Genomic DNA, 24295 nt, shown 5'->3' with positions numbered 1-24295 from the left:
GTTTCCATGCCGAACGAAGAATGCAACCGGGCAAGTGATCCCATGCCAGTTTCCGCACTTCTCGCGCTTGCGATGACTGGCTTCATCTGCATCGCCACCGAAACCTTGCCGGCTGGACTGCTGCCGCAAATATCCTCGAGCATGGACATTTCATCAGCGCTCGCGGGACAAACTGTTACCGCTTATGCCGTCGGTTCGCTGATCGCTGCCATTCCGCTCAGCATTGCGACGCAGGGGTGGCGGCGGCGCAGCGTGTTGTTGCTGACGATTGTCGGTTTCCTCGTCTTCAATTCGATCACTGCACTCTCGCACGACGTTGTGCTCACGATGGCCGCCCGCTTCATGGCCGGCATGTCGGCGGGGTTGGCCTGGAGCCTGCTGGCGGGATATGCGCGCCGGATGGTTGCACCCGAACAACAGGGCCGAGCGATGGCGATTGCCATGGTTGGAACGCCTGTAGCCTTGTCACTCGGTGTTCCCTTCGGAACTTGGCTGGGTGCCGCAGTCGGCTGGCGTTCTGCTTTTGGTGTGATGTCACTGCTGACGATCGTGCTGATCTTGTGGGTGCTGGCGAAGGTTCCCGATTATCCCGGTCAGGCCCGCAGTGCGCGAATGCCGCTTTACCGCGTTCTCACGACACCGGGGGTCCGTCCCGTCCTGGGCGTCGTCGTCAGCTGGATGCTCGCACACAACATCCTTTATACCTACGTGGCGCCGTTCGTGACGCCTGCTGGCCTGGCAGACCGTGTGGATCTCGTCCTGCTCACATTTGGCATGACCGCGTTGGCCGGAATATGGGTGACCGGGAAGCTGGTGGACCATTTCCTGCGGTCGACCGTGCTGGCGAGTCTTGCTTTGTTTGCACTGGTCACGGTGACACTTGTGCTGGGCGCTAGGTCCGTCATCGTCATCTACGCCTGCACTGCGATCTGGGGGCTGACTTTTGGCGGCGCGGCAACTTTGCTCCAGACCGCCCTCGCAGATGCTGCCGGCGACAGCGCGGACACGGCTCTGTCGATGAATGTCGTTGCCTGGAACGGTGCGATCGCAGCGGGAGGCCTTGCTGGCGGTTTTATGCTTGAGACTTGGGGTGTCGCAGCATTTCCCTGGGCCATGCTCGCGTTGACATGCGTTGGCTTCGTGGTTGCATGGTCATCACGTGCGCACGGCTTTCCCACAGGAAGCCGCACGGGAGACATGACGGTCATAAGTCATTGATTTTATGCGTCTGCTTGGGTGGCGTGCCTCGACTTTCGGCCTCCCTTGCTTGAGCGAGCGAAGCTGCGGGAATGACAGCTTTCGCCTAGGTCGTGAACTGAATGGCCACTCTTGCCGTAACGGGCCATGTCGATACGCTGTACCTTCTGAAAGTCTGCGAAGACACGAGGAATCCTGACTGCACCGCTTTCAAGCGTGGTCCTCACAACCGACGGCGCATCGAAGTAGACGACCTCAATTTCGTGGTTAGCCATATTTTTCCACTGCGGATGAATTGGCCCGCGGGCGCCAAGTGGGTTGGCGAGCAGCAATCCTGTCAGGAGCGGAATGCGCACCCGCAAGGCAGGAACTGTCATAGAGCGATTGTGATTCCCCTCGGCGCTGCGCAGTTTAGGCAACCCTTAAACGAGGTGGAATCGCTCGTGCGCCCCGGCTGCTCCCAGAGGTAAGTTGTGATTTGCCAATGTTTGGCCATCGACCTTTATTGGGCGGCGGCCCTCGACCTATAAGGCGCATGACACAGGGAGCGCCCAGGCCGGTATGGTGCTTCGCAACCCGTGTATATTAGCTGGCACGCGAGGAACCTGTCGATGCGTATTCTCTTGGCCGAGGACGATCCCCAGGCGGCCGAATTTGTCGCGCGTGGGCTTCGCGATCTCGGTCATAGCGTCACCGTGGCCGCAGACGGCCGTGATGCGCTCCAGATAACCCAGTTGCACGACCACGATGTCCTCGTGCTGGATAGGATGATGCCCGTACATGACGGGATACAGGTCTTGCGAGCCTTGCGTAGCGCGCAGGTGCATGTTCCCGTGCTGCTGCTTACCGCACTGGGCCGCATAGAAGACCGGGTCGAAGGACTGGAAGCGGGCGCGGATGACTATCTTGTCAAGCCGTTCGCGTTTGCGGAACTGGCTGCGCGCGTCCAGGCGCTGGGTCGCCGCAGTTCAAACGCCGGTGGTAGCACGACCCAACTCATGTGGGGGGTACTTCGGATGGATTTGCTCAGGCGCGAGGTGACTTGCGGCGGCGAGCGGATAGCGCTCCAACCACGCGAATTCGCCCTGCTTGAAGAACTGATACGGGGTGGTGGCAAGACCATTACCCGGACCATGCTGCTGGAAACGGTCTGGGAATTCCATTTCGACCCGCGAACCAACATTGTCGAGACGCACATGAGCCGGCTGCGCGGCAAACTTGCGGAAGGCGGCGCGAAAGACATCATCGAGACCGTTCGCGGAGTCGGCTACCGGATGCGCGCGGTGTGATCCGCTTGCACAAGAGCGCGACACTGCGCATGGCGCTCGCCTACACAGCCTGTCTCACCCTGGGTGTCATGGGGCTGTGGGGCGGCGCCTTCTGGACCATGCGCCACGCCTTTCAGCAACAGCTCGACGTGGATCTCGACGACGAGGCCGACCGTCTCCTTGCCGAATTCCGCAAGGGCAGCACACCGGCGCTGGTCGGAGCGGTCGGCTCCCGCGTTCGGCTGAACACCAGCGACGAGCTGATCTACGCGCTCTACGACCGGAAAGGGCAGGAAATCGCGGGAAACCTGCCCCATCTACGCCCCCGTCCGGGCAAATACACGATGCAGTTCGAGGACCGCGACGAGGGGCTGGATACGATCCGTGTCGTGGCGCGCGACGTGCCCGGTGGCCTGTTGCTTCTTGTCGCGGCCGACAGCGAGCGGATGGACCGGATCGACCGGAGGATGGAGACGTCGTTCGTCGGGGCATTGCTGGGCGTTCTGGCGCTGGGGCTTCTGGGCGCCTTTCTGTTTGCCCGACTGTTGCATGACAAGCTCGGGCGAATTGCCTTGCAAGCCTATGCCGTCGCCGACGGTGCCGTATCCGCGCGCATGCCGGTCAGTGACAGGGGTGACGAATTCGACCATCTGGCGGTAAGCCTCAACCATATGCTTGCGCGCATCGAGGCTCTGATCGCAAATCTCCGTCTGGTCTCCGGCGCGCTGGCGCACGATCTGCGCACGCCGCTCACCCGGCTGCGCCAGCGCATCGAGGATGCGGCCGACTCATGCCAGGAGGGGCGTGTGCAGGATGAACTCGACCGGGCGACGCGGGAGGTGGAGGATGTGCTCGGCCTGTTCGGCGCTATCCTCCAGTTGAGCGAGGTGGAGGGCGGCGGCGCGTTGCAGATGCAGCCCTTTGATGTGGCCGAACTCGCAGACAGGGTTGCCGAGACGTACGAACCGGCATTCGCCGAAGACGGAAGGCGCCTTGGCTGGCTGGTGGAGCCGGGGATGACCATCGTCGGCTCGTCGAGCCTGATCGCGCAAAGTCTTTCCAACCTTCTCGAGAATGCGAGCCGTCACACGCCTGTCGGCAGTGAGGTCGAGATCACCCTGGCTTCGGGAAATGGCGAAGTGCTGCTGTCCGTACGTGACAATGGTGCGGGAATCGATTCCGCGGACCGCGCGCGGGCGCTTGAACGTTTCGTGAGGCTCGACGCCGCAAGATCGACGCCCGGCTTCGGACTGGGGCTGCCGCTGGTCGATGCCGTGGCTCGGCGCCACGGTGGCTGGCTCGAACTGGCGGACGCTCGGCCCGGCCTGCGCGCCACGATGCATCTGCCCTGCCGAGGTGTGAGTAATGGGGCCTGACCCTGGGCGGGTGATCCGCGCGCGGGACCTTCACCGGCTTGCCGACATTGGGAAATGGTAATTGGAGCATCGCGGGTTCCTGCGCTTTATTGCAGGCAGCGACGAAAGGCGACCGGCTTGCCGTCGGCGGTCTCCGGCCAAAGGAGCCGAACGCAGCGTCGATGCCGGCCCGCCGGGTCCTGCAATGGAGTATCCTGCATGAAGTGCACTTCCCCCCGCCTTGCCGCGATGGCCATCGCCATCCTTGGAGGGACCGTCTCGATGGCGGCGCTCGCTGCGCCTCAACATCTTGCAACGCCTGCCCATGCTCCGAAGGCGACTGCGCTCGTGGCGCATACCATGACGCGAAACCCTGGCCTGCTCGACATTCTGCTGCATGTGACCCCGCCGGGCTCGAATACGAATTCGGTCGTGGCGGCGCATCTTCCCGATGATCTGGGTGAAATTTCCGGGGACGATGATCTCGGAGTGGCCCGGACCGGCAAGCCGCTGGTCGAAGTGCAGAAGGATGGCGTTCGCATCGGAGTGCTGCTGCAACTGCGCGATGCCCGGCGTCGGCCGATCGGTGCCGTGGGAATCATGGCGCCCTGGCACGAAGGCGACAGCCAGAAGGCTGCTCTGGAGCGTGCGGTACGCATTCGTGACGAAATGGCGCGGCAAATCCCGTCACGCGCCGCGTTGTTCGGCTAGGGGCGCCGCCATGCCCCTTGGCAGGTCGGTATTTCCCCCATGATGCCGGCCTGCCACCCTCGTCCAATCCGGTCCGGCATGGTCTTGCGCCATGGCCGGGCCGGATTGATCTGCATCAGCCGTGATGGCTGGCCGGTGCCATGACGAGAATGTGGAAGCTGCCCGGCACGATCGTTCCCCTTCCTCCGTTCGTGGCTGGCGTGAAGCTGGCAGCGGGAAGGAACAGCCGGCCGGTGGCGGGATCGTAGGCACCGGTGCGCGCGCTCGTCTCCGACTTCGAGGTCGATGCCGGCATGGCCTTGCGCCCCTTGAGAGCGATGACCGAGACAGTGCCGCTCTTGCCGCAGGGCACGATGAAGCGCTTGTGCTGCCCGTCCCAGATGGCGGTGTCCGGACCCAGGCCGATCGAAAGCAGGGCGACCTGCTTGCCGGTGTGGGTATCGACCAGGGAAGCCTTGCCGTTGGCGCATGCGCTAAGCGCCAGGCCCGTGCTCGGATCGAGCGCGAGACCGGTGGGGCCAGTGCAGCCGGGCAGGGCGATGATGCCGCTCATGCGGCCCGCCTGCGTATCGACCAGTTCGATCTCGTTTTCGTCCTCGTTGTTGACGGCGATCTTGCCGGGCGCATATTCGACGGCGACTTCGAGCCCCGGCTTGACCGGGATACGCGCGGTTTCCTTGTAGGTGACAAGGTCGATCACCGAGACGGCGCCGCCGGCGGCATCCATGACGTAGCCGGTGTGGCCGTCGGGCGAAATCAGTTCGGCATCGGGATCTTCACCGATCGCGATGTTGGCGATCTGCTCTCCCGTCGAAGCATCGAGGATACGCGCGCTGGCGTCCTTCTTGCTGCTGACGAGCAGGGAATTGGTGCCCGGGATCGGCAGGACGCCGTGGGCATAGGCAATTTTCCCGATGGCCTTGACCGGTTGGCGGGCGTCCGGATCGACCACCAGCACGTCGTTGCCATGGGCGACTAGCAGCCGGTGCGTCGCCGCGTCCCAGGTCGCGAAATCCCAGCTGTCGTCACCTGCCGGGATGCTGGCGGACCTGACGAAGGCAGAAGCGGGGGCGCGGGCAGGCGCTGCCTGTGCCGGGGTTGCCAGTGCCGCGGCGAGCGCGGCCGATCCGCAGAGGCCAAGTATCCCGGCCAGCGTCTTGGGGGATGAGCTGATCATGTCTGAGAAAATCCTTGATAATGCCGTTGAGTTGGGCCCCGCGCTTCTTGAAGCGGCGCATGCGGGGCGGTGCAAGTTGGCTATTCCCAACGATGGGGGCAGGCGGGCGCGCAGGGGCTGCCCGCCCGCCCGCTCAGCCTTTAGAAATGCAGCTTTGCACCCAGTTCGAGCGTCAGGTCATAGAACTCGCGCTGGATGGGACGATTGGGGGTGCCCTCGTAGAAGCGCAAAGGCGCGTTGGTGAGGTTCTTGGCGTTGGCGTAGAACTGCAGGTTTTGCGTCACGTCGTAACTGGCGTTCGCGTCGAGCGTGGTGCGGCTGTCCTGGAATACGTCGGTGGCCCTGGTGCTGCCGATGCCGAACAACACGTGGCTCTCGAATTGCGATGCCAGGCGCAGCTTGACCGGGCCGCGTTCGTAGAAGACCGCCGCGTTCCAGGTCCATCCGAAGGTCCCTGGCATGGCCACGGTCTCGCCGGGCCGCAAGGCCACCTTGCTGTTGGCGTATGTGAAGTTGCCGTCGATACCAAGGCCGCCGAGCAGGCCGGGCAAGCGGGTGAAGTGATCGACGAACTGGCCCTCGATCCCGCGAACACGAGCGTGCGAGACGTTGGCATAGCTCTGGACAAGGAAGATCTGCGACTGGCTCAGTCCCGGATAGCCGGTCTGACGCGAGGCAAAGGTCACGATGTAGTTCCTGAGTTCCTTGTCGAACGCGCCCAGCGAGATGATGCCGTGGCCGGGCAGATAGTACTCGGCGCTGACATCGAAGTTATTGGAGGTGATCGGCTTCAGGTCGGGGTTCCCGGTAGAAACCACCGAGTTGCCGACGTCGATACCGGTCGATTGCTGCGTCTGGTAGAAGCCGGGGCGGGCGATGGCCGTCGAATAGGTCGCGCGCAGGACCGCCCGGTCGGTGGGCTGATAGCGCAGTAGCAGCGTCGGGAAGACGTTGTCGTAGCTGCGGTTCGTCGTGATCTGTCCGTGCACGACGCTACCGGCGCTCACGTAGTCTCCGATGCCGCTGTAGCTTGCCTTGGTGTGCTCCCAGCGTAACCCGGCCAGGACGCCGAGCGGTCCAAAAGTGCCGCGGTATTGTGCAAAGGCGGCGCTCACGTCCTCGTGATCGTCGAAATAGTTGCCTTCGTCGAGCGCCATTGCGGTCGAGCCGTAGAGATTGCGAAGGGCGGTATTGCCGATGCTCGGACCGATCGAATAGCCGTTGCCGTAGAAGTCATCGACGGTGTTGAGCGAGGCATTGTCGCTGAGCAGATAAGTCGAGCCGGGGGTCAACGTGCCGGAGTACGGAAGCGCGACCTTGTGCCGGTAGCGCAGCTTGCCGCCTACCTTGAGTTCGTCGCCCGCAGCCAGGCCGACCGGAACCGCGACGCTGGCGGCGTAACTGTATTCCTCGTCGCGATCGTGTTCGACCGCGTTGGAAATCTTGCTCAGTGCGTAGTTCGAAGGCGCGTAGAAGCCGTTGCCGGAGGTGATGGCGAACGCGGGGTAATCGGGGTTGGTGATGTTGTCGTAAGTGCTGGTGTAGTCGTTGGGGTTTTCGTAGGTCGAGTTGTAGTCGTAGTGCTTGTCGTACGTCGCCCGCGAATAGGCGGCGAAATATTCCAGATGCGCTACGCCGATATGGTTGTCGCCGCCGCCCTGGATGACGAGGTTCTTGTGGGTCTCGTCGTAGTCGCGCAAAGTCTTCACGCCGTTGGTCTGCTGGGCGACGAAGCCGTTGGGATTTTTCGGGTCTATGGACTGGACGCCGTTGAAGTCGGTTTCCAGGCGGTTGCGGAAAGCATGTTCGTTGTAGCCGGCCAGGCTGGCGCGCACGTAGAAGCGCTGCTGGCTGTCCGGCGTGAAGTCGAGCTCGCCCGAGTAGCCGAAGCGTCGGCGATCGTAGGCGTATCGACGCATCTCCAGGGCACTGTAGGCTTTGTCGGGCGCGACGCTGGTGTCGTCCACGTAAGCGGCCTCAAGGTCGTCGAAACTGCGCTTGTCGTTGTAGAGGTACTGGCTGAGCACAAAGGAGAACGGCGCGTCGCCATCGGCGTTGGTCCCGCCGAAAGGTGCTCCGACGACGATTTCGTCGCGGTACAGGCCGGTGTTGCGATCCGTCTCGATGCCGCTGCCCAGGGTGATTTCGGCGAAGGGCTTTTTCGTGCCGATCGCGGTGCGTGGCACGAGGTTGACCTGGCCACCGATGCCTTCGGCGTCATGGTCGGGCAGCCCGGACTTGGTGACGATGATCTGGTCGATTGCGCCGATCGGGATCGTATCGAATTCGACCGCTCGGCCCGCGGCGTTGAAATAGGTGCCTCCCGGCTGCGTGTTAAGAAGGACCACGCCTCCGAAGTTCGCGCCGTTGAGATTCCCGTCAAGGCCGCGGATGTTCACGAACCTGCCTTCGCCCGTGTCGATCGAGAGTGCTACGCCCGGCATGCGGCTAAGTGCTTCGGCCGCGTTCACGTCGGGATACCGGGCGATGGCTTCGGCAGACTGGATGGCGACCAGATTGGGCGCCGCCTTTTGCACGTCGCGCGCCGTCTTGGCTTGGCGAGCCTCGCTGACGACGATGGTGGAACCGTCGTCATTGTCCTCCGCGCGGGCCGGCGCCGCGAACACGATAGGCATGATGCATGCCGCTACCGCAGCCGGGATGAGATTTTTTGCTGACACGGATAATTCGCTCCTGAGACCCAAGCGTGTCAGCTGAACTCGATCTGTGACGCTCCTGTTATGATTCCGGGCGTAGAATTAATGATTCCCAACATTTGGTCCGAGCTTTCCAGTTTTCCCCTTGCGCGGGGCGTGACCGACGTGGCGGGAACCGCAGAGGCTGATCAATGCCTCGCTGACCGGCGCCACCGAGAAGTAAGCGGAGCCTGCGCCCCATCTTGTGGGTGTGAAGCGCATGGGCGTCGCCGCACAGCACTTTGTCGGTGATCTCGGCAAGATGCGGCGCAATCTCGCCGAAGGATTTGCGGGCGTTGGTAGGTTCGGTAGTCATCGTCTTCGCTCCTGCCATGGGCGGCCACGGGATGGCGGCGGCAGCGGTTATCGAGATCGCGGTTCGCCGGCTAAAGATGGCGTCCGGCATCATCAGTGCGCGGTAAAGCCGCCGTCGACCGGCAGCGCGGCGCCGATCACGAAGCTTGCTGCCGGACTGCACAGCCACAGCACGGCGGCGGCGCCTTTATCACAGGCAGCGACTTTCTGATCGACGGCGGCACCACTGCTGTTCACTGGTACGGATAACCGTGTCGCGGCCTTCGCACGGAACTGGCGCGAGGATTATCACCGGCAGCAGCAGATGAGTGGCCGCGGAACGTTCGTGCCGCTGTCGTTCGCACCGGATGAAGCCTTTCAGTTCGACTGGAGTGAGGACTGGGCGATCCTTATTGCGGTGCGTACCAAGCTGCAGGCGGCGCACCTCAAATTGAATTGCAGCCGGGCCTTCTTCGTGGGGGCTTATCTGCTGATGCGCTGCGCGCCGGAACGCTGGTCCGCGTGTTGCCTGAATGACGCGGGCGCAGGGCATCGTCCATCTGGTCGTCACGACCCGGCGCGGACTGCCGCCGGCTGTCCGCGCGCGGATTGTCCTGCCGTGCCTCAGGCACCACCCGGCAGCGGAGCGGCCGGATCGACGAGCCCGGCGACGCGCAGTTCGCGCCAGAAATCCACCGGCACCGTCTCGCCAAGCGCCGCGCTGTCCTCGGCGATGCGGCCCGGCCGGCTGGCGCCCGGGATCACCGCCGCTACCGCCGGATTGGCAAGCGAGAACTGCAGCCCGGCCGCCTTCATGCTGATCCCGTGGCGATCGGCGATGGCCTTGATCCGTGCGACCCGCTCGAGGATATCGGGCGTCGCCGGGGCATATTCGAAGTTCGGTCCGCCGACGAGCGCACCAGAACTGTACGGCCCTCCGACCACGATCCCGGCCCCACGCGCGGCAGCCAGCGGCATCACGCGCTGCAGCGCCTGGCCATGGTCGAGCAGCGTATAGCGGCCGGCAAGCAGGAAGGCGTCGGGGCGCGGTTCCTCCAGGCCGAGCACGAGTTCGATCGGCTCGACCTTGTTGACGCCCAGACCCCAGGCCCTGATCGTACCTTCGTCCCGCAGGCGGTCGAGCGCCCGGAATGCGCCGGTGCGTGCTTCCTCGAATTTCGCCAGCCACAGATCGCCCCAGAAGTCCTGGGCAAGATCATGGACGAATGCGATTTCGATATGGTCGGTCCGCAGGCGCTTCAGGCTGTCCTCGATCGAGTGCAGCGTCGCGTCGTAGGTGTAGTCGTTGACGATCTGATTGGCGCGGCCATGGGCGAACACCCCGGCCTTCTCGCCCTGCTGGCGGGCGCTGACGTCCTCCAGTTCGTCAAGGATGATGCGGCCGACCTTGGTGCTGATGACGTACTGGTCGCGCGGCTTGCCCGCCAATGCCTCGCCCATGCGCAGTTCGGCAAGGCCGGCGCCGTAGAAGGGCGCATTGTCGTAATAGCGGATGCCGTCGTTCCAGGCGGCTTCGACCGTGGCGAGCGCCTCGTCCTCGGGAATGTCGCGGAACATGTTGCCGAGCGGCGCGGCACCGAAGCCGAGCTTGCCCGGCAGGATATCTTGGAGAGCCATGGTCAGGGGTCCTTTCAGGCGACCGCCAGCGGATCGAGCGTCAGCGCGACGCGATCGGCAAGGTCGTTGATGTGCGACAGGTAATTCTGGAAGTGCGGACTGGCGCGGTGCGCCTCGATCGCGGCCTTGTCTCTATAGAGTTCGTCGAGAGCGAACCGGTCGGGCGCAGCCTGATCGGCCCAGAGGTCATAGCGCAGGTTGCCCGCCTCGGCGCGGCTGGGTGCGATCATGCCGTCGAGCAGGGCGCGCAGCGCTTCTCCCTGGCCGGGCCTGGCGGTGAGGATTGCCATGATCTTGATGGTATCGGTCATCTTTCCTGTCCTTGCTGGCGGTCCGGCGGGGCCAATGCGAAGTGCCCCGCCGGTCATACGTGTCTTCAAGCATCTGTCTCTTGCGAGGCCCGGTCGAGCGCTTCGATCAAGGCCCGCGCGACTTGGTGGTCCGAGCGGGGGTTCTGCCCGGTAATGAGTTCGCGGTCGATGACGACGTGAGGTTCGAAGTCGACTGGCGTGACGGTCACCTCGCCGCCGGCATCGCTCAGCGCCTGCGGCATGGAAAAATAAAGCTTGGCCTGGAGCACCTGCTCCTCGACATAGGTTTCCTCCGAGGCGGAGAAGATCGTCATCCGGTAGCCGGCATAAGGCCACTCCGCAGCCAGTTCCCGCGCACCGGCGTCATCTCCGGCGATCAGTGCGGCACGGAAGGCCGGAGCATTCGCCATCGCCGAAACCAGGGCGATCGGGCCATGGCAAAGCAGTGCGGTCGGCCCGGACTTGGCATGGAAGTGCCGTAGGATCGTGCCGGTTTCGGCGTCCTGCATCAGATCGACCACGGGGGCCTGACCACCCGGCACGAACACGCCGGCGAACTGGTCGAGGCCATCGGCGATCACGGCGCGCAGTGTGCGCACTGCGTTCATCGACGGATCGTTCGCGTAGAACGCCTTCGCCTGCTCATAGGCCGCCACGTCATCGTCGAAGTGCATGGCGGAATCCGAGGCGGGGTCGATGATCGGCTTGGCGCCGTTCGGCGTCGCGAGCACCAGTTCGTAACCGGCCGCGATCAGCGCCATCGCCGGCACCACCGTTTCGTTGAGGTACTGTCCGGTCGCAGCGGTCGCACCATGATCGCCCTTGACCTCGATTTGCGTGGCATTGGAGCCAAGCACGAGCACTTTACCCTTGGTCATCTGAACCTCCTTCGATTGTCAGCATCCGGCGATGATCCGCCGATGCCCCGAAGATGGCGTGTTCGCGGCCATTCCAGAACTTTATTTCTTGGATTTCAGATATACCGATGAGATAATGACTGGATGCGTTACGATCTCAATCTGCTGCCGATCTTCGTGGCATTGATGGAGGAGCGCAACGTGACCCGCGCCGCCATTCGTCTGGGCATGACGCAGCCAGCTCTCTCCAATGCGCTCGGCCGGTTGCGGGCGATGCTGCAGGACCAGCTTTTCATTCGCGAGCGCTATGGAATCCAGCCGACCGCCATCGCTCTCGAACTGGCGCCGGGGATCGCCGAGGCGCTTGCCCGGCTCGACGATGCGGTGCTCGGCCAGCAGGATTTCGATCCTGCGCGGGCCGAGCGGCTCTTCACGATCGCGCCCAACGGCTATGTCGAGTTCGTTCTGGTCCCGGCGATCGTCGCGAAACTCGCCGAGGTGGCACCGGGCATCAAGCTGCGGCTTACCCCCTATGGCAATGACCTTACCGAAACCGGGGCCATCTCCGGCACGACGGCGATGGTACTTGGCCGGATCGTCGATCCGCCGGACAATCTCGTCGTCCAGCACCTGATGGACGAGAGCCTGGAATGCGTGGTGCGTGCGGATCATCCGGAGGTCGGCGATGCCATCACCCGCGAGCAGTTCGAGCGGCTGCGCCATGTCAACGTGATGCCGCCCGGCCGCGTCCGCTCCGGCGTGTTCCAGGCGCTGGCCCAGCAGCAGTTGAAGCGCGACGTGGCGATCTCCGTCACGAACTTCTTCGCGGTGGCAGAGATGGTCGCGGTGACCGATTACTGCACCACTCTGCCGCGATTGATCTGCAGTCGGCTCAAGCACGACCCGCGGTTGAAAGTGCTGCCCGCTCCGGTCGATCTCGGCACCTTTCCGGTCCAGATGGCCTGGCACGTCCGCTATCGGCACGACCCGGCACATCGCTGGCTGCGATCCTTGATCACCGACGTGGTGCGGCGCTTCGAAGCCGAAGGTACTTCCTAATCGACGTCGATGGTCAAAGGCCGTTCAGCTCGTAACGGTTTCGGCCGTTGCGTTTCGCACTGTACAAGGCGGCGTCGGCCTGAGCGAACACCTGCGCCGGGTCGGCCGGGACGGACCCGGTATTCGCTCCGACGATCCCGATGCTGGCGGTGATCCGTCCATGAACGCTGGCCGGATGGGCGATCGCAAGGGCTTCGATTGCTCGCTGGCAGTTGGCAGCCACTGCGATTGCACCCCTGGCATCGGTATCGGGCAGGATGAGCACGAACTCTTCGCCGCCATAGCGGCAGGCGAGATCGCTGGCGCGGCGCAGGCATGTTCCAAGCGCATCGGCGACGAGCCGCAGGCATCGATCGCCTTCCTGATGACCGAGGCTGTCGTTGTAGGGCTTGAACCAGTCGATATCCACGATGAGCAGCGCAAGCGGCGTTGCCGAGCGTCTTGCCCGCCTGACTTCACGATCCAGAGCGGCATCGAAGCCACGCCTGTTCAGCAGTCCGGTAAGGTGGTCCTGGCGCGATTCCACTAGAAGGCGTCGACGCGAAGTGCGGAGCACCCGTTCGATCCGGAGGCTGCGGGTCACGTCCATGGCGATGGTCAGCAATGCGGAAATGCCGAGGTCGGCGTGTCGTACCGGATGAAACGTGACGGCGTAATCCCGTCCGCCCAGCATGAACCGGTGGTCGGGAAGCGGCAGGCCAAGGTCGGCCAGTTCGAAGCATCGGCGCAGCACCGGCGCGGCGCCGGGGACGAGGTCGCCGGCTTGCCGATCCAGCAGCGTGGGCAGGCCGAACATCGCCGCAGCCGCTTCGCTGGCCTTGCCGATTGTAAGATCGCGATCGAGCATGCAGGCCGCCAGCGACGTCGATCCGAACAGGTGTTCCACGATCCTCCAGGGGCGCTCGCAACGGAAATGCTGCAGCCGTCTATCCGGCCCCGGCAACCATCGCTTTGTTCTCTAGGGAGTTTTCCTAGTTAGCTTGAGGGGCGGCATAAGCGCCGTGCTCGGAGACTGTCATGTAAAGAAATGCAAAATCGGACCTGCCCTTGTTCGAGACACCACCTGTAAAACATTGCAAAGCCCGGCCGCACGGCCTCGCAATCGGCATCGGCACTGCTATGGCGAAGTCTCGGCCCTGCGCAGGGGCAACAAAGGGCAGCCGTGCGGATAGCGATACTTGAGGACGATGTGGCCCTAGCAGGGCTTGTGGAGATGACGCTCGCAGAGGCGGGCCATTCCTGCGAAGTGTTCGGCGACGGTCAGGTTCTCGTGCGGGCGTTGCACCGATCGACTTACGACGTCCTCATCCTTGACTGGAACGTGCCGGGCTTGTCCGGGCTCGAAGTCATATCCTGGGTGCGCGAAAATCTGGAGATCGCCCCGCCCTCGCTGATGCTCACCAGCAGGTCGGCGGAAGAGGATATCGTCGCCGGGCTCACCGCCGGTGCGGATGACTACGTGATCAAGCCGGTCGCGCCGGTGGTCCTCAAGGCGAGGATCAGCGCCCTGGCGCGTCGGGCTTATCCCGCGGCCCTTTCGGGCTTCGAGCATTACGGCAGCTATTGCTTCGATACGCGGGCCGAGACGGTCGAACTCTCCGGAGAGCCGATTGCGCTGACCGCGAAGGAATTCGCGCTGGCGCTGCTCCTGTTCAGGAACATGCACCGCGCTCTGGCGCGCGCCTACATTTTCGAAGCCGTATGGGGACGCAACCCGAACCTCCCCACGAGAACCCTCGACGTGCACATCTCCAACGTCAGGACCAAGCTGCATCTTCGCCCGGATAACGGCGTCAAGCTGGTCCCGATTTACTCGTATGGATATCGACTTGAAGCCCTGGCATCTTAGAACCCGCGCATGGGCGAGCGCCGCCCTCCTGCTGCTGGCGGCGGTTCCCGGCGGGATGGCCGTCGCCGGGCCCGACGGCTCTGCGGTGGTGGAGCCGGCGCGTCCTGATGTGCGTTATGTGGTCCGGCCCGGAGACAACCTCTTTCGGCTGGCCGCCAACTACTTCATCCGCACCGAAGACTATCGCATCGTCCAACGGCTCAACCGGGTGGCGGATCCGCTGCGGTTGCCGGTGGGCATGGTGCTCGTCATCCCGCGCGAACTTCTGAGGCACGAGCCGGTGAGGGGAACCGTGCACAGCGTTCGCGGCGCGGTGCGGATCGGTGGCAAGCCGGCGGCCGTCGGCATGACGGTGGGCGAGGGGATGCTCATCGAGACCGGGCAGAAGTCCTTTGTCACGCTCGCCTTGCCCGACGCGACGACCATCGCCCTGCCGTCGCAGTCGGCGGTGCGCGTGCAGCGCCTGCGCCGGCTGGTGTTCGACAGCCACGTCGAGCGGCTGTTCGGCATCGAACGGGGCGGTGCGAGCGCCACCGTCACGCCGATGACCGACCCGCAGAGCGATTTCCGGTTCTCGACCCCCCGGGCCATTACCTCGGTGCGCGGCACGAAGTTCCGGATGGCCTATGATGCGGACGCCGGGTTGGCGACGAGCGAGGTGCTGGAAGGCAAGGTCGGTTTCGATGCCGAGGCGAACGAGACCCAGACGCTGCCCGCAGGCTTCGGAACGACGAGTGAACTGTCGGAGCCGGTCGCCCTGCTGCCTGCTCCCGAACTGCTTGGGCCGGACGCGGCCCAGACCGGCGAGGGCCTGCACTTCGCCCTGAAGCCGTTGCCCGGCGCCACGGCGTACCACGTGCAGATCGCCGCCGACGCAAGATTCCTCGAGGTTCTGGACGAGGCGACCAGCAAGTCTGCAGAGGTGCGGTTCGCCTCGCTGCCCGATGGCGCCTACTTCGTGCGGGCAACGGCTATCGACCGTAACGAACTGGAGGGCGTACCCGCGACGTTCTCCTTCCAGCGCCATCTCGAAGGGCTGCGCATGGGCATCGAAATGGGTTGGGCGGGGCCTTACCGCCAATACCTGTTCTGGTGGAACGCGCGCGATGTGTCGGGCGCACGGTTCCGCTTCCAGCTTGCCAAGGCAGGTCGGGAGGCAAGGCCGCTGGTCGACCTGCCCGAACTGTCGAACACGTCCCAGCCGGTGATCGACCTGCCGCGCGGCCGCTATCGCTGGCGCGTGCAGACCAGCCGGATCGTGGAGGGCAAGGTCAGTACCCAATGGTCGGACTACGGCGAGTTGAGGGTCGAGGGGAACTGGTGAGGCTACGGCGGCATCTCAAGCTGCGTACCCAGTGGTGGCTGATCGTCATCGTCACCAGCCTGCTGGTCATGCTCATGACGATGGACCGCACGATGGAGCGGTTCGACAACGGCATCTACGATCACCTGCTGCAACTCGTTCCGTCGCCGTCGTCCGATGCGATCCTGCTGGTCGAGATCGATGACGACAGCGTAGGAAGGATCGGTCGCTGGCCATGGAACCGCGCGACCCATGCCGCGCTCATCGACCGGCTCAATGCGGCGGGGGCGAAGGCGATCGGCTACGATGTGCTTTTCACCGAGCCGACCGATGCGGCCAACGACGATGCGCTGGCAGGCGCGATGGCCCGGGCTAGGGCGGGCGGTGCTCCCGTCTTCCTGCCGGTCCTGCCGGGTGCTTCATCCGAAAACGACGCCACGACCATCCTTCCGATAGAATCGCTTCGTAAGGCTGCCGCCGGGATCGGCGCCGCCACCATCGCGCCGGATGCGGACGGTGTCGTGCGCGCGGCGCCGCGTTCGGATGAAGGGCCTGACGGGGCGCGGCTGCTGATGCGCGTCATGGCGCAATCCCTTGCCGGGGGTGGGCATGTCTCATCGCAGGCCGGGCTGATACCGTTCGGCGGTGGCACCGGGCGTTGGCCGGAGGTTTCGGCCGCAGCGGTTCTGGCCGGGGAAGTGCCCGCCGAACTGTTGAAGGGCAAGATCGTGCTCGTCGGCGTGACGGCGTCGGGCCTCGGCAGCCGGTACGCAACGCCTGCCGGCGGCGTGATGTCCGGGCTCGAGATCCAGGCTTATCTGCTTCAGGGGCTGCGCGGCGGCACGATGATGACGCAGGCCGACCTGTCCGCCTGCCTGATCGCGGGACTGCTGCCGCTGTGGATGCTGATGATGGGGCTGGGGCCGTTCAGGCGGATGCCGGCGCTGACCTGCCTGGCGCTGTGCTCGGCGCTGGTGCTGGGCCTCTCGCTTTGCGCCCTGATACTGCTGCGCATCTGGCTGCCGCCTTCTGCTGCGTTGGCCGGGCTGGTGCTGGCCTATCCCATCTGGGGCTGGAGACAGCTCGCAGCGACGGAACGGTTCATGCGTACACAGCTCGAACGTCTGCAGGAACAGCCGATGCTCGTTCCGCAAAGGAACGTCGTTCATACCGAGAGGGGCGTCGCCTACACGATCGCACTGCTGAACGCCGCGATCACCCGCAACCGGGAGATGCGCCATTTCGTGGCCGACCGCCTCGACCAGTTGCCGGACGCGACGATCGTGGCCGATCTGAACGGCGACATCCTGCTAGCGAATGTCGCCGCGCGCAAGCTCTTCGCCGGCCCGGATGGAGGACTGGAAGAGAAGACGGGCGCGGCCTCGATCCTGAGCCGTTGCCGCCTCATCGGCAGCGGCGATCCGGTTCGCTTTCCTCCGTCCGCTGAGGAACCGCTCGCTTGCGAGGTCCAGCTCGATCAGGGGCGCTTCTTCCTTCTCGGGATGGCGGGACAGACTTCGGCGGAGGGTACGCGCGTCGGCTGGGTCATCCGCTTCGTCGACATCAGCGACGCCAAGACCGCGCAGAAACAACGCGACGACGTGGTGCAACTTCTCACCCACGACATGCGCTCGCCCCAGGCGTCCATTCTGGCCGTGCTTGAAACCGCGTCTGCAGACCGCATTGCGGCCAGGGAATCCGGCGTGATCCGGCACTACGCGGAACGCACCCTGCAACTCGCGGACGGCTTCGTCCAACTGGCCCGCGCCGAGAATCTGGAGTACGCCCTAGAGGAGGTGGACCTCGGCGACATGCTGATGGATGCGATCGACGATCTCTGGCCGCAATCGAAGGCCAAATCGATCGGCATCGTAACCCACGCGGACGAGCGGCTGCTGGTCACGGTCGAGCGCTCGTTGCTGACCAGAGTGCTGGTCAACGTCATCGGCAATGCCATCAAGTACAGCGCGGAAGGGACCACGATCACCTGCTCGCTGTCCTGTCAGCCGCGTGGCGATGGGGCGTACTGGGCCGTGTGCGCGATCGAGGATCAGGGGCCGGGCATAGAGCCGGGTCTGCGGCAGGCGATCTTCGAGCGCTTTCGCCGCGGACCGGTCGGCCTGGGGCCGAGGATCAACGGTGCCGGTCTGGGGCTCAGCTTCGCTCACACGGTGATGACCCGCCATCACGGACTAATCGAATGCCAGAGCGAACCGGGACGCGGCACCGCGTTTCTGCTGAAGCTGCCTCTGCACCGCGGCAATCCTGCGTCGACGGATTGCACTCCATGATCGGTGACGAGCCTTGTCAGGGCGGCAACGGGCTCGGCTATCGACGCATCCAATAATCGGACCATTCCGTGGGCACTGCAGCCTCAGCAAGGTCTCTCGTTACGTCGAGCTTCGATTAGAGTAGCCGGAAATCGCCACAGCGCTTTGACCGAATCTCAAAATTCAAGATAACAGGTCCCTTAATTGGTCGTATCCCCGATTGCCTCAGCAACGGGAGGCCGCCGCACGAGAGAAACGTGACCCGCGATCAGTCGGGGCGGGCAATCATCGGTGAGCGCGAACCGCGTCTCGCCCGGAGGGAGAGAAAATGAAGAAGACCGCGCTGGTGCTCCTGGCATCCACCACGCTTGCGACCATCCCGCTGCAGGCGGCTATCGCTCAGGATCAGGGCGGGGACGACAATGCCGGGTCTCCTTCTGTGGGCGATATCATCGTCACCGCGCGCCGCGTCGAGGAACGCCTCCAGGACGTGCCGATCTCGATGACGGTGTTCGACCAGAAGGCGCTTGATCGCCAGAACGTGTTCTCCGCCAAGGATCTCGCGACTTACACGCCGTCGCTGACGGCAAACTCGCGGTACGGGGCCGACTTTGCCTCCTTTGCCATCCGCGGGTTCACCCAGGAGGCGCGCACCACGACCTCGGTTGGCGTCTATTTCGCGGATGCGGTCGTGCCGCGTTCCTCGCCCTTGAGCGCCTCGGGCGACGGTGCGGGCCCGGGCCATCTGTTCGACCTGCAAAGCGTCCAGGTTCTCAAGGGGCCGCAGGGGACCCTGTTCGGTCGCAATACGACCGGCGGCGCGGTTGTCCTCGTCCCCAATCGCCCGACCTACGACTTCGAGGGATATGTCGAGGCGTCCGCCGGCAACTACGATATGAAACGCGTGCAGGCAGTGCTCAACCTGCCCGTCGGCGAGAGCTTCCGACTGCGTTTTGGCGTCGATACCCAGGAGCGGGACGGCTATCTGCGCAACATCTCGGGTGTCGGTCCCCGCGATTTCGCGGACGTGGGCTATGTCGCCGCGCGGGTGAGCGCGGTCGCCGACCTCTCGGACAACGTGGAGAACTACACGGTCATCTCCTATACCCGCTCGAAGACCAACGGCGCGGCCTCGAGGACGACCGACTGCTATGCCAGCAGTGCCGCCAGCGTCGCCACCAACGGTCCCAACGGGTACAGCTGCCAGCAGATCCAGCGGGATCGCGATGCCGGGGATCTCACGGTGACCAACGCCCTGCCATGGGCGTACCAGAAGCTGGAGACCTGGCAGATCGTGAATTCGCTGAAGTGGCAGGTCAGCGACAATCTCACGATCAAGAATATCAACAGCTATGGGCAGATCATTCAGGACCAGGCGATCGACCTGTTCGGCGTATGGGTTCCGCTCGGCAACACGCTGCGGGTTCCGACCAGCACCGCGCCCTATTTCAGGACCGTCAACGTGCCCAGCCAGTATGTCGGGAAGGGCTGGGGCAGCGATACATCGATCAGCCCGCCGGGCCTTCACAGTGGACAGCAGGAGACGTTCACGCAGGAACTGCAGTTTCAGGGCACCAACTTCGGCAGCAACCTGACTTGGCAGGCCGGCCTCTACTATGAGCGCAGCCTGCCGCTCGGCTGGGCGGGCTCGCAGAGCATGAACGGGGTCTTGTGCGACAGTGAAGCGGAGTGGGCGGAATTTGCCTGCACCGATGCCTCGGCCGTCACCGGCGCGGCGACCGCCACGGGCAGCAGAAACTTCAATGTCGGCCGCGTGGCGTTCCGCAACATGGCCGCTTATGCGCAGGGCAGCTACAAGTTGACCTCGGCCCTGACGCTCGATGCCGGCATCCGCTATACCTGGGACAAGACGACGGGCAGTTCCACCAACATGGTGGCGTCCTATGCCGCAGCCACCGGCTGGAACACCCCGACGTTCACGTGCACCAACCCCGCCCTCACGTATGGCGGCTCACCCGCGACGTGCCTCGAGCGCTATAGCCAGAGCTCGAAGGCGCCGACGTGGATGATCGGGCTGAACTACAAGATCATGCCGGACATCATGGTCTACGCGAAGTATGCAAGAGGCTACCGGCAGGGGTCGGTCAGCCCGCTGGCGGCAGTAGGTTTCAAGACTTACGAGCCCGAGCGCGTCGATGTCTATGAAGGCGGAATCAAGACGAGCTGGCACGGGGCGATGCCGGGCAGCTTCAATCTTTCGGGGTTCTATAACGACTTCCAGGACATGCAGCTGCAGGTCTCGTTCGTCGATACCAACGGCATCGCGCCGAACCTGCCCTCTGGCCCGGCCGTGGTCAACGCCGGCAAGGCGCGGATCTGGGGCCTCGAAGCGGAAGCGTCGATCTCTCCGTTCGAGGGCCTCACGCTTCAGGCCAGCTACGCCTATCTCAACACGAAGCTGCTTGAGTTCATTGCGCCGGATCTCTCGACGCAGCCGGTCGGTGGCTACAACCTCGTGGCAAGCACTCCGGTCGAGGGCAGCCGCCTGCAGTTCACGCCGAACCACAAGCTCTCGGTCACGGCCAACTACACGCTTCCGCTTCCCGACTCGGTGGGCCAGGTCAGCCTCGGTGCTACGTATGTCTACACTGGCTCGGTCTTCTACGGCGCCGATGCGTCCTTGCCGAACCGGGTCTACAGCGTATTCGCCCCCTCGGATCCCAATTACGACACGCAAGTCGCGCCAAGCTATGACCTCGTCAACTTCAACGTGAACTGGGAGAAGCCGTTCGACGCCCCCGTCGATCTCCAGGTCTTCGTGACGAACGCATTCGACAAGCGGCATTACGAGGCACGCAGCCTTTCCGGTTCGCGCGGCTTCACGTCGCGGTACTACGGCGATCCGCGGATGTACGGAGCGAGAGTGCGCTACACGTTCTGACCGGCAGACTGCGCGGTGACGGGGTCGAAGCGGGCATTGCCGCTTCGGCCCTCAATTGAAGACATGTGCTTTCGCCATGCCGGTGTTCCTTCCGGGATTACCGGGACGTGGGCATGCGCCCGAATCCCGCAGGCGGCAGCACGAATCTCGCGCGCAACTGCGATACGGATTCGCGAGCGCGCGCCACTTCGTCCTCGGCGTGGATGTCGAGGACCGCTGCAAGGACCCGGTCGTGCTCGGCCCTGAGTTCCCGGCCCGCCACATCGTGGTTGCCGGCCTGCAAGGCCGCCAGAAGCCGCCTAAGGGTTTCGTGGTCGACAAGCGATCCCGCCAGCCACGCCCGCTGGACAAGACTGTGTGTTGTCGAGGTGCCGAGGCGTACCTGCCAAAGCTGCCCGATCATGAGGTTGAGGACTTCGTTTCCTCCCGCTTTCGCGAGGGTGACGTGGAATTCCGCCAGACCATGGTGCCAACTTTCGAAGTCGGCATCCGCGCGGATTGCCTCTTCCAGCCTTTCCGTAAGTGCGTCCAGCAGTGTCTTGTCGGTTAGGCCCGCAGCATGAAACAGGGCAGAGCATTCCAGAGTCGAGAGGGTGCCGAGAACTTCGAAGGCGGAAGCGTGCAGGACTTGGCTGCCAAGGTCGCGATGCGCATCGACGACATATGTGCCCGATCCCACCCGCGTCTCCACGATGCCGAGCAGGTCTAGCGCGTGCAGGGCTTCGCGAATGATGGGTCGGCTGACACCCAGAGCCTGCGCGAGAACGCGTTCCGCCGGTAACCGTTCTCCGCGTTCGTACCGGCCATTGCGCAGATCCTGCATCAGACTGTGCAGCACCGATCGCGAGAGGCGCGCGGGTTCCTTGCCGCCGTGAGGCGGGAGGCCGCGTTGACGCACCATTGATCCTCACCCTGATTGACTAATTAAAGTACACTGTATGTCTATTTCGCGCTCTGAGCAAGGGTCTGCAATATGATTTCTCTTGGCTCACATGGAGTCGAAAGGCCGTGCCGATCGTTTGCGGCTAAAGGCATGAGCGGTCGAAGGTTGCCGCCGTTTGTCCGGGTCAATTTCTCAGAAAAGTAGATCGTCTCCGCGATCTTGCTGCGTGTTCCAGGTCCGGCATGAAGCGGGTGGTGTATTTTCCCGCTCATTCCGAATGGTTGCTTCAATTGGGCGGCAGGAGCCCGTCGGTCGATTGACTTGACATATATAAAGGATACTGTTTTTAATCCACGTGCCGAGACGGTCTTGTCGTTCGGCCGATGAAAAACAGATAGTGGAGTGGGATGGCGATGGCTCGTCTACCGTGGGACTTGCAGGGGCGAGTCGTGGTTATTTCCGGTGGCAATGCCGGCATCGGCCTGGGTTTTGCCCGGGGCATTGCAAAGGCCGGCGGCGACCTTGTCATCTGGGGAAGGCGCCAGGACAAGAATGAAGTCGCGGCGGACGAACTGCGCGGCCTGGGCGCCAAGGTGCTCACGCAGGAAGTCGATGTGTCCGGCGAGAACCGGGTGATCGAGGCTTTTGCGGAGGCCGTATCGACGATGGGCCGCGTGGATGGTGCCATCGCCAATGCCGGCCTGATGATGAATCAGGGTTGCTTCACCAACATGACCGGCGAGGCGTGGCATTCGCTGCTGTCGGTCAACCAGCATGGCGCATTCTACCTCGCCCGTGAGGCCGCGCGCCATATGCGGGGCCGTGCGGAGGCGGGCGACGCAGGCGGATCGATCCTGTTCTGTGCGAGCCTGTCCGCCGTGACCGGCTCGATCGGCATGCAGCACTATAATGCCTCGAAGGGCGCGATGGCGTCACTGGCCCGGGGGATCGCCGTCGATCTCGGCAAATATGGCATTCGCGCCAACACCGTCTGCCCCGGGTACACCGAGAGCGAGACCGTCAAGGATCAGGGCCCCGATTCTCCGCTCGGCTCGCAAGTGCGTGAGCGCTGTCCGATCCCGCGGTTCGGCACACCCGAGGATTTCGAAGGGATAGGGGTCTACTTCATGAGCGATGCATCGCGTTACCACACCGGCGATCTGGTTAAGGTCGACGGCGGCTGGATGGCCAATGCCGGCAAGCTCAATACCTCGCTGGAGCGCCGCGCATGAGCACGTCCGATACCGTAACCGAGGTCAAGACCAAGGTTTTCCGCGTCGAGCAGTTCCGTGACCCGGTGCTTCCCGCCGAGCGGCGGGCCGAGCTGGAAGCCGCCGAGGCCGAGCCGCTGGACATGACCGTCGAAGCCGTCCTTGCAGACGCGCAGGCTCAGACGGGCTTGTCCGACTTCGGGCCGGGCGATTTCACCGAACGTCTGGGCCTGTTGCTGGAGGAGGTCGGGAGCAATCCCAACCTGTGGCGCTTCGCCAAGGCGAACTTCCGCGCCGCCTGCGTCAAGCAGGTTGCGAACCGCCTGAAGAACAAGGCCTACCTCGATGCGCATCCCGAGGTCGATCAGGAGGTCATCGACCGCCCGATCATCATCGTCGGCCTGCCGCGCTCGGGCACCACGCATCTCGAGAACCTGATCGCCGCCGATCGCCGGCTGCGCCACCTGCCGGTCTACCTCGGCTCCGAGGCAGTGCTCGCGCCCGGCGAAGCGCCGGGGTCGGATGGTGTCGATCCGCGCTGGCTGCGTTCTAGCGCGCACTGGGACCGGATGAAGCAGAACGCCATCATGGCCGCGATGCACGAGCATTCGCCGGACCACGCCTGCGGCGAGAACGAACTGCAGATGCCCGATTTCACCACCTATCAGTGGGAATGGATGGCAGAGGTGCCGCGCTGGCGCGATCATCTGCTCGGCCACGACCAGACGCCGCATTACGCCTATGGCAAGCGGATGCTCAAGGCCATCGCTCACCAGTTCCCGTCGGACCGGCGCTGGATCCTCAAGGGCAACCAGCATTCCGAGCAGATACCCGCGCTCGTCGCCAACTATCCGGACGCCTATGTCGTCCAGATCCACCGCGACCCGCTGGCATTGCTGCAGTCGGTGCTGACCATGCGGGGCCTTTCCGTCCTCGCGCACCAGAAGCAGCCGGATATCCAGGCGCATGTCGCCTACTGGGTCGATCGCATCGAGCGCATGCTGCGCGCGTATTTGCGCGACATGGACACGGTGCCTCAGGGCCAGCGGCTCGACATCCTGTTCGGCGACGTCATCGCCGACGATGTCGGGACCGCGCAGAAGGTGCTGGAGTTTGCCGGGCTCCCCTCGAGCGAGGACAGCATCGCCGACATGCGCGAATACATGGACAGCCATCCGCGCGGCAAGGACGGTCGGGTGGTCTACGACCTCGCCGGTGACTTCAACCTCGACATCCCGGCGCTTCGGGAGCGCTTCGCGTTCTACCTCGACCGCTTCCCGGTGAGGGTGGAAGTGAAGGTCTGAGCAGCCGATT

At 64.0% G+C, this 24295-nt stretch carries 20 protein-coding genes and 1 pseudogene; 12 read left to right on the top strand and 9 right to left on the bottom strand.

What is annotated here, in order from left to right:
• Nucleotides 1-6 precede the first annotated feature (6 nt).
• The 4 genes from HWN72_RS25205 (at nt 7) to HWN72_RS25190 (ending at nt 4531) form a co-directional block, all read left to right on the top strand.
• Nucleotides 7-1218, top strand: a complete 1212-nt coding sequence (locus HWN72_RS25205; RefSeq protein WP_036530836.1) for an MFS transporter — start codon at nt 7-9, stop codon at nt 1216-1218.
• 590 nt (nt 1219-1808) lie between these two features.
• A complete protein-coding gene (locus HWN72_RS25200; RefSeq protein WP_036530850.1) occupies nt 1809-2486 on the top strand; it encodes a response regulator transcription factor in 678 nt (225 codons plus the stop codon).
• 29 nt (nt 2487-2515) lie between these two features.
• The gene (locus tag HWN72_RS25195) at nt 2516-3841 is read left to right on the top strand and encodes a HAMP domain-containing sensor histidine kinase (RefSeq protein ID WP_036530853.1); all 1326 of its coding nucleotides are present in this window, start codon (nt 2516-2518) and stop codon (nt 3839-3841) included.
• 198 nt (nt 3842-4039) lie between these two features.
• Nucleotides 4040-4531 (top strand): hypothetical protein, encoded by a 492-nt coding sequence (locus HWN72_RS25190; RefSeq protein WP_211151675.1) that lies wholly within the window; start codon nt 4040-4042, stop codon nt 4529-4531.
• Between the two features lie 115 nt (nt 4532-4646).
• On the opposite strand, the gene HWN72_RS25185 is transcribed toward HWN72_RS25190, so the two are convergent.
• From HWN72_RS25185 to HWN72_RS31335, 4 genes are all read right to left on the bottom strand, one after another.
• Nucleotides 4647-5708, bottom strand: coding sequence for a YncE family protein (locus HWN72_RS25185; protein ID WP_008827899.1), 1062 nt, complete (start codon nt 5706-5708; stop codon nt 4647-4649).
• Nucleotides 5709-5848: 140 nt separating this feature from the next.
• Nucleotides 5849-8344: a TonB-dependent receptor gene (locus tag HWN72_RS25180; RefSeq protein ID WP_236727509.1), complete on the bottom strand. Its 2496-nt coding sequence runs from the start codon at nt 8342-8344 to the stop codon at nt 5849-5851.
• A gap of 103 nt (nt 8345-8447) precedes the next feature.
• Entirely contained in the window at nt 8448-8720 is a 273-nt protein-coding gene (locus HWN72_RS31340) for a hypothetical protein (RefSeq protein WP_236727510.1), read from the bottom strand.
• Between the two features lie 92 nt (nt 8721-8812).
• Nucleotides 8813-8956 (bottom strand): SDR family oxidoreductase, encoded by a 144-nt coding sequence (locus HWN72_RS31335; RefSeq protein ID WP_008827897.1) that lies wholly within the window; start codon nt 8954-8956, stop codon nt 8813-8815.
• On the opposite strand from HWN72_RS31335, the pseudogene HWN72_RS31330 reads away from it, so the two are divergent.
• Nucleotides 8952-9191 (top strand): annotated as a pseudogene (locus tag HWN72_RS31330) (IS21 family transposase); the annotation flags it as partial. The gene HWN72_RS31335 and the pseudogene HWN72_RS31330 sit on opposite strands and share 5 nt — an antisense overlap.
• A 131-nt stretch (nt 9192-9322) precedes the next feature.
• Here HWN72_RS31330 and HWN72_RS25165 read toward each other — a convergent pair.
• The 3 genes from HWN72_RS25165 to HWN72_RS25155 form a co-directional block, all read right to left on the bottom strand.
• Nucleotides 9323-10336: an aldo/keto reductase gene (locus HWN72_RS25165; RefSeq protein WP_211151674.1), complete on the bottom strand. Its 1014-nt coding sequence runs from the start codon at nt 10334-10336 to the stop codon at nt 9323-9325.
• 14 nt (nt 10337-10350) lie between these two features.
• Nucleotides 10351-10647, bottom strand: a complete 297-nt coding sequence (locus HWN72_RS25160; protein ID WP_008827895.1) for a putative quinol monooxygenase — start codon at nt 10645-10647, stop codon at nt 10351-10353.
• Nucleotides 10648-10712: 65 nt separating this feature from the next.
• The gene (locus HWN72_RS25155) at nt 10713-11525 is read right to left on the bottom strand and encodes a type 1 glutamine amidotransferase domain-containing protein (RefSeq protein ID WP_211151673.1); all 813 of its coding nucleotides are present in this window, start codon (nt 11523-11525) and stop codon (nt 10713-10715) included.
• Nucleotides 11526-11648: 123 nt separating this feature from the next.
• Between HWN72_RS25155 and HWN72_RS25150 the strand changes: the two genes are divergently transcribed.
• Nucleotides 11649-12563: a LysR substrate-binding domain-containing protein gene (locus HWN72_RS25150; protein WP_211151672.1), complete on the top strand. Its 915-nt coding sequence runs from the start codon at nt 11649-11651 to the stop codon at nt 12561-12563.
• A 13-nt stretch (nt 12564-12576) separates the two neighbouring features.
• Here the strand turns inward: HWN72_RS25150 and HWN72_RS25145 are convergent, their stop codons facing one another.
• Complete coding sequence (locus tag HWN72_RS25145) at nt 12577-13449, bottom strand: GGDEF domain-containing protein (RefSeq protein WP_211151671.1); 873 nt, start codon at nt 13447-13449, stop codon at nt 12577-12579.
• A gap of 276 nt (nt 13450-13725) precedes the next feature.
• Here HWN72_RS25145 and HWN72_RS25140 point away from each other — a divergent pair, with 276 nt between their 5' ends.
• From HWN72_RS25140 to HWN72_RS25125, 4 genes are all read left to right on the top strand, one after another.
• A complete protein-coding gene (locus HWN72_RS25140; RefSeq protein ID WP_036530845.1) occupies nt 13726-14412 on the top strand; it encodes a response regulator transcription factor in 687 nt (228 codons plus the stop codon).
• Nucleotides 14393-15736, top strand: a complete 1344-nt coding sequence (locus tag HWN72_RS25135; RefSeq protein WP_248006327.1) for a FecR domain-containing protein — start codon at nt 14393-14395, stop codon at nt 15734-15736. Before HWN72_RS25140 ends, HWN72_RS25135 begins: the two co-directional genes overlap by 20 nt.
• Entirely contained in the window at nt 15733-18006 is a 2274-nt protein-coding gene (locus HWN72_RS25130) for a CHASE2 domain-containing protein (RefSeq protein ID WP_211151669.1), read from the top strand. Before HWN72_RS25135 ends, HWN72_RS25130 begins: the two co-directional genes overlap by 4 nt.
• 307 nt (nt 18007-18313) lie before the next feature.
• Entirely contained in the window at nt 18314-20887 is a 2574-nt protein-coding gene (locus HWN72_RS25125) for a TonB-dependent receptor (protein ID WP_211151668.1), read from the top strand.
• Nucleotides 20888-20984: 97 nt separating this feature from the next.
• On the opposite strand, the gene HWN72_RS25120 is transcribed toward HWN72_RS25125, so the two are convergent.
• Entirely contained in the window at nt 20985-21788 is an 804-nt protein-coding gene (locus tag HWN72_RS25120; RefSeq protein WP_211151667.1) for a FadR/GntR family transcriptional regulator, read from the bottom strand.
• A gap of 431 nt (nt 21789-22219) precedes the next feature.
• Here HWN72_RS25120 and HWN72_RS25115 point away from each other — a divergent pair, with 431 nt between their 5' ends.
• Both HWN72_RS25115 and HWN72_RS25110 read left to right on the top strand, forming a co-directional pair.
• Nucleotides 22220-23002 (top strand): SDR family NAD(P)-dependent oxidoreductase, encoded by a 783-nt coding sequence (locus HWN72_RS25115; protein ID WP_211151666.1) that lies wholly within the window; start codon nt 22220-22222, stop codon nt 23000-23002.
• Nucleotides 22999-24285: a sulfotransferase gene (locus HWN72_RS25110; RefSeq protein WP_211151665.1), complete on the top strand. Its 1287-nt coding sequence runs from the start codon at nt 22999-23001 to the stop codon at nt 24283-24285. The genes HWN72_RS25115 and HWN72_RS25110 overlap by 4 nt, the downstream gene beginning before the upstream one ends.
• Nucleotides 24286-24295: the final 10 nt, after the last annotated feature.

It is taken from the genome of Novosphingobium sp. HR1a, from assembly GCF_015594425.1.
Classification (GTDB): domain Bacteria; phylum Pseudomonadota; class Alphaproteobacteria; order Sphingomonadales; family Sphingomonadaceae; genus Novosphingobium; species Novosphingobium resinovorum_A.
Note: the sequence above shows the minus strand (reverse complement) of the source record. Positions and strands in the feature narration are given on the sequence as shown.